Annotated in this window: 6 protein-coding genes; 5 read left to right on the forward strand and 1 reads right to left on the reverse strand. The window is 69.4% G+C overall.

Going from position 1 to position 4,883, the window contains the following annotated elements; translation table 11 throughout:
* Positions 1–287, reverse strand: a 287-nt coding sequence (locus ACTS11_RS13705) for a glycosyltransferase family 2 protein (RefSeq protein ID WP_442640864.1), incomplete at its 3' end; no start/stop codon positions are given.
* A gap of 242 nt (positions 288–529) precedes the next feature.
* On the opposite strand from ACTS11_RS13705, the gene ACTS11_RS13710 reads away from it, so the two are divergent.
* The 5 genes from ACTS11_RS13710 to ACTS11_RS13730 form a co-directional block, all read left to right on the forward strand.
* The gene (locus tag ACTS11_RS13710) at positions 530–1,372 is read left to right on the forward strand and encodes a maleate cis-trans isomerase family protein (protein WP_442640865.1); all 843 of its coding nucleotides are present in this window, start codon (positions 530–532) and stop codon (positions 1,370–1,372) included.
* Between the two features lie 446 nt (positions 1,373–1,818).
* Positions 1,819–2,796, forward strand: coding sequence for an ABC transporter substrate-binding protein (locus ACTS11_RS13715; RefSeq protein ID WP_442640866.1), 978 nt, complete (start codon positions 1,819–1,821; stop codon positions 2,794–2,796).
* Between the two features lie 61 nt (positions 2,797–2,857).
* Positions 2,858–3,679: an ABC transporter permease gene (locus ACTS11_RS13720; RefSeq protein WP_442640867.1), complete on the forward strand. Its 822-nt coding sequence runs from the start codon at positions 2,858–2,860 to the stop codon at positions 3,677–3,679.
* A complete protein-coding gene (locus ACTS11_RS13725) occupies positions 3,676–4,479 on the forward strand; it encodes an ABC transporter ATP-binding protein (RefSeq protein WP_442640868.1) in 804 nt (267 codons plus the stop codon). Before ACTS11_RS13720 ends, ACTS11_RS13725 begins: the two co-directional genes overlap by 4 nt.
* Before the next feature lie 58 nt (positions 4,480–4,537).
* A partial coding sequence (locus tag ACTS11_RS13730) for an ABC transporter permease (protein WP_442640869.1) occupies positions 4,538–4,883 on the forward strand: 346 nt, incomplete at its 3' end.

The raw sequence follows: 4,883 nt of genomic DNA on the forward strand, positions 1-4,883 counted from the left end.
CAGTCGGGCTCGGGGCGGCAATCGTCGTCGGTGAAGGCCACGAAGTCGGTCGACGCGGCCTCGACGCCCCGGTTGCGGGCGGCGGCGGGGCCCTTGTTTTCCTGGCGGATGACCTCGACGAGACCGCCGTATTCCGCGGCCAGGGGCGCGAACGGCACGTCGCTTCCGTCATCCACGACGATGACGCGATAGGACGGATGATCGAGCTTCGCGAGGCAGTCCAGGCACTCCCGCAACTGCCGGGGCCGGTTGTAGGACGCGACCACGATCGTCGACGGCTGGTGCATCGAAAGCGTCCTCGAGCGGAGAAGCACGCCGGAAAGGAAACCAGCCTCCAATCGCCAAGTAAAGCGCGCGGGCCGGGCCTGCGGTCCCGGTTCGCCCCGATCCCGGCGGCCCCTCGGGACCTACGCGCGGCCGGAGGCTGGTCATCGCCGCGGGTCTCGTGACGGCGGCCCGGCAATCGCCGATGGACTGGACGCACCGGCGATGGCACCAAGGGGCTCCGGCAGGAGATGCGAGCGGGCGGATGGACGGCGGAGCTGAAGGACCCCAGGCGGGCTATCCCGACAGGCGAGACAGGCCGGGGCGCACCTGGCGGCGGATCGGCATGATCGCGCCCTCCTCGAACACCGTGCTGGAGCCCGAGACCATGCGCCTCGTCGCGCCGTTCGGCGACGAGGTGTCGGTGCATTTCGCGCGGGTCGGTGTCCTCCGGATCGCCGCGTCCGAGGCCTCCGACAGCCAGTTCGGCTTCGACGGCCTTCTGTCCGCCGCGCAGCTTCTCGCCGGTACGCGGCCGGACGCGATCCTCTGGAACGGCACGGCGGCGAGCTGGCTCGGGATCGAGCGCGACGCCGCGCTCGCTGCCGAGATGGCCGAGGCGACAGGCCATGTCTGCACGACCACCATGCTGCTCTACCGCGCGGTCTTCGCCGAGATGGGCGTCCGCAGGCTGGCCCTCGTGACGCCCTACACGCCCGAGATCCAGGCCCGCGTCGTCGCCAACCTCGAGGGGCTCGGGCTGGAAGTGGTTGCCGAGCGGCATCTCGGCGATGCCGGCAACTTCTCCTATGGCGAATACTCGGCGGAGTTCGTCGCGGACGAGCTGCGCGCAGCCATCGCCGAGGGGCGCCCGGACGCTGCGGCCGTCATGTGCACCAACTACCGCGGCGCGCCCGCGGCGCCCCGGGTCGAGGCCGAGACCGGCGTGCCGGTGCTGGATTCGGTCGCGCTCACGCTCTGGGGAGGTCTCGCGCTGGCCGGACTCGCGCCCTCGCGGCTGGCGGGGCAGGGCAGGCTCTTTCACGAACTGCCCACGAATGCGGCGCGCGCGGCGGCATTTTGGCCATCGGGGACCGAGGCACGGTGAGCCGACCGTGCCGGACCCGGGGTGCAACCTGCCCCGGGCGGGGGCGTTCCGCGCCGCGCGGGCGGCTGCCACGCATCTCCCGCCGGAGGACATGCACGGGGCGGCTCCCGACCGGCGCGGCACACCGATCTCCCTTGCCAAGCTGATGTTCCGGCGGTCTTTTCCCCGATTGCCCGCCGCATCCCGCCGACCCCGCGACCGGCACATCGGACGCGCCGTCACGACCGCGCCACAGGGTGCGAAAATGGGGCCGCCGCACATTCATAATGTTCCCTTCTTAATCCATAGACAGTTTCGATTTGCCAAGAAGCCCCACGGTCCAAAACACTCCAAGACGATGGCTCAGGGGTCCGCTCGAGCCACGCTGGACCGAAGGCCCGCCCCGGCAGGAGCACGTCATTGCCCGGCGTCGCATGGCCAAGTTGGAGGTGAATCAAATGCTCGACATGGAAAGAACTCGTAGCGCGGCGTATCTGGTCCTGGCGTTCGGGATCGCGGCCGGGACGGCTGGCCACGCGCAGACCATCACGATGGCGGAGGCCGACACCATCACCGGCGAGAACCTCGTGCAGCTCGTGGCGATCGAGCGGGCGCGCGAGCGCGGCGTCGAGGTTGAGCTCGTCTCGCTCCGGTCGGACGACATCGTGTTCCAGGCGGTGCTGAACGGACAGGTCGAGATCGGCATCGGGACGGCCTATTCGCCGATCCAGACGCTCGGCGACGACTCCGTCCGGCACTTCTACCAGCTGCGCATGTCCGCCTACTTCCCCGTGGTCGACAAGACGCAGATCACCTCGTGGGAGGATCTCGACGGCGCGCCGATCACGGTGCACGCGCGCGGCTCGGGGACCGAGGCCATCGCCCGCTTCATCGAGAGCGTGCAGGGCATCCAGTTCTCCGAGATGAGCTATGTCCCCGGCTCCGAGGTGCGCGCGGTCGCGCTCCGGCAGGGGACGATCAACGCGACCTTCCTCGACATCACGAACACCCGCCTCGTCATGAGCGAGGAGCCCGACCGCTTCGGCCTCCTGCCGCTCGGCGACGCGACGGCGTCCGACAGCCTTCTCTTCGCGCGGCCCGACTGGCTGGCCGAGAACAGCGAGGCCGTCACCATCCTCGTGGAGGAGCTGATGCGCGTCGCCGAGGAGTTCAACGCCGACCCGACGCTGCCCGCGCGCCTGCGCGAGGAATACGGGATGCTGAGCGACCTGCCGCAGGAAGCGATCGACGAGATCACCCCCTATTTCGAGACGGCGACCGAGGCGGACCTCTTCCCGACCAATGGCGGCACGCCCGAGGCGGTGCGCAGCGACCTCGCCTTCCTCGCCATGTCTGGCGCCATCGAGGGCGATCCGGCGGAAATGGACGTGGAGGATTTCTGGACCTTCGATATCGTCGAGGCGGCACGCGCCGCGATGAACTGAGCGAGCACACGGACGCCGGCCGCGCGGTATCCCGCGGCCGGCACCGGCAAGGACGGAAAGAATGACCGAGCCCACGACCTCCCTCAGCGCACCGGCTGCGAACGGCGCGCAGGCCGAAAGGGCCCGAATGCCGGAGGTCTGGACCACGCTTCTGTGGCGCGTCGCGTCCTTCGCGCTGGTCTTCGGCATCTGGGAGATCGCGGGACAGGTCGCGTTCAGCCGGGCGCTCCCGCCCGCGAGCGACGTCTTCGTCGCCATCGTCGAGATGACCGCGAGCGGCGAGTTCGCCGCCGCCTATTCCCGAAGCTTGCCGCCGCTGCTGATCGGTCTTCTCGTCACCATCGTGGGCGGCGTCGCCATCGGCGTGTCGGTCGGGCTGATGCGGACGGCGGAGTGGTTCTTCGTGCCGCTGCTCGTGATCTTCCAGACCGCGCCCGTGTCGGCGATCATCCCGCTGCTGACCTACATGTACGGCATCAGCGACACCTCCAAGATCGTCGCCATCATCATCCTCGGCCTGCCGCTCGTGGCGCTCAATTCCTACAAGGGCATCCAGGCCACCAGCCCCTCGCTCATCGCCATGGCGCAGAGCTTCATGGCGTCGCGGCTCGACACGATCCGCCTCGTGATCCTGCCGTCGGCGAGCGAGATGATCTTCGCGGGCCTGCGCCTCGGCGTTTCGGGCGCCTTCATCGGGATCGTTCTGGCGGAGCTTCTGATCACGCCGACGGGCATCGGCGACCTCATCACCTACAACCGCGCGATCGCGCGCTACGACAAGATGTTCGCCGCGATCGTGTCGATCCTCGCCATCGCCGCGGTCACGCTCGGCCTGCTGCAGTCGATGGAAACCCGCCTGTTCCGCAAGGAGAAGCGCACATGAACGCGACCGCCGACCGGGCGCTGGCCTCCGCCGCCACGCAGGCCGAGCCGATCCTGAGGGTGCAGGACGTGGGCCTCGTCTACGGCAGCTCGACCGTCGCGCTCGACGGGGCGAACCTCGACGTGCCGAAGGGGCAGCTGACCGCGCTCCTCGGGCCGAGCGGCTGCGGGAAGACGACGCTCCTGAAGATCATCGCGGGCCTGATCGAGCCCACGGCGGGCGCGGTCTACGTCAACGGCAAGCCGGTGGAGGGGCCGGGACCGGACCGCGCGCTCGTCTTCCAGGACTTCGCGCTGCTGCCCTGGGCGACGGTGCTCGACAACGTGGCCTTCGGGCTCAGGGCGCGCGGCGTGCCCAGGAAGGAGCGCGAGGAGACGGCCCGGCACTACATCAACGAGGTCGGCCTCTCGGGCTTCGAGGACAAGCACCCGCACGAGCTGTCGGGGGGGATGCGCCAGCGCGCGGGCCTGGCGCGGGCGCTGGCGGTCGAGTCCGATATCCTGATGATGGACGAGCCCTTCTCGGCGGTGGACGAGCAGATGCGGCGCAAGCTGCAGGAGGATCTGCTCGACCTGCTGAAGATCGAGAAGAAGACCGTGATCTTCGTGACCCATTCCATCGAGGAGGCCGTCTACCTCGCCGACCAGGTGGCGATCCTGACCCGCAGGCCCGGCCGCGTGACCAAGGTGATCCGCCCCGACCTCGACCGCAGCGGCGATGTCGACGTGATCCGCCGCCTTCCGCAATACGTCGAGCTGGTCGACGAGATCTGGGCGAGCCTGAAGCACTATGTCGAGTGATCCCGCCGCACATGCCCGCCCGTCGGGCGCGCGCAGGCCCTCCGCCTGGAAGCGGGTGATGGCGCTCTCGCCGTTCTGGTCGCTGATCTTCTGGGCCGCGCTCTGGGAACTGATCGGCCGGATGGGCTGGAACGACCTCGTCCCGCCGCTGTCGGCGACGTGGTTCGCGATCCTCGACCTCTTCGACAGCGCCCAGTTCTGGGACGCGCTCTGGCTGACGGCGCGGACCTTCCTGATCGGCCTCGGCCTCGCCATCGGCATCGGCATCCCGGTCGGCATCGTGATGGGCCTGAGCCGGAGGGCCGACAAGCTCCTCTCGGTCTGGGTGAACCTCTTCCTCTCCGCGCCCCTGACTGCGGTGGTGCCCGCGCTCATGCCGCTTCTGGGGATCGGCGAGGCGACGG

The sequence above is a fragment of the Roseicyclus sp. genome (assembly GCF_052168335.1).
Classification (GTDB): Bacteria; Pseudomonadota; Alphaproteobacteria; order Rhodobacterales; family Rhodobacteraceae; genus Roseibacterium.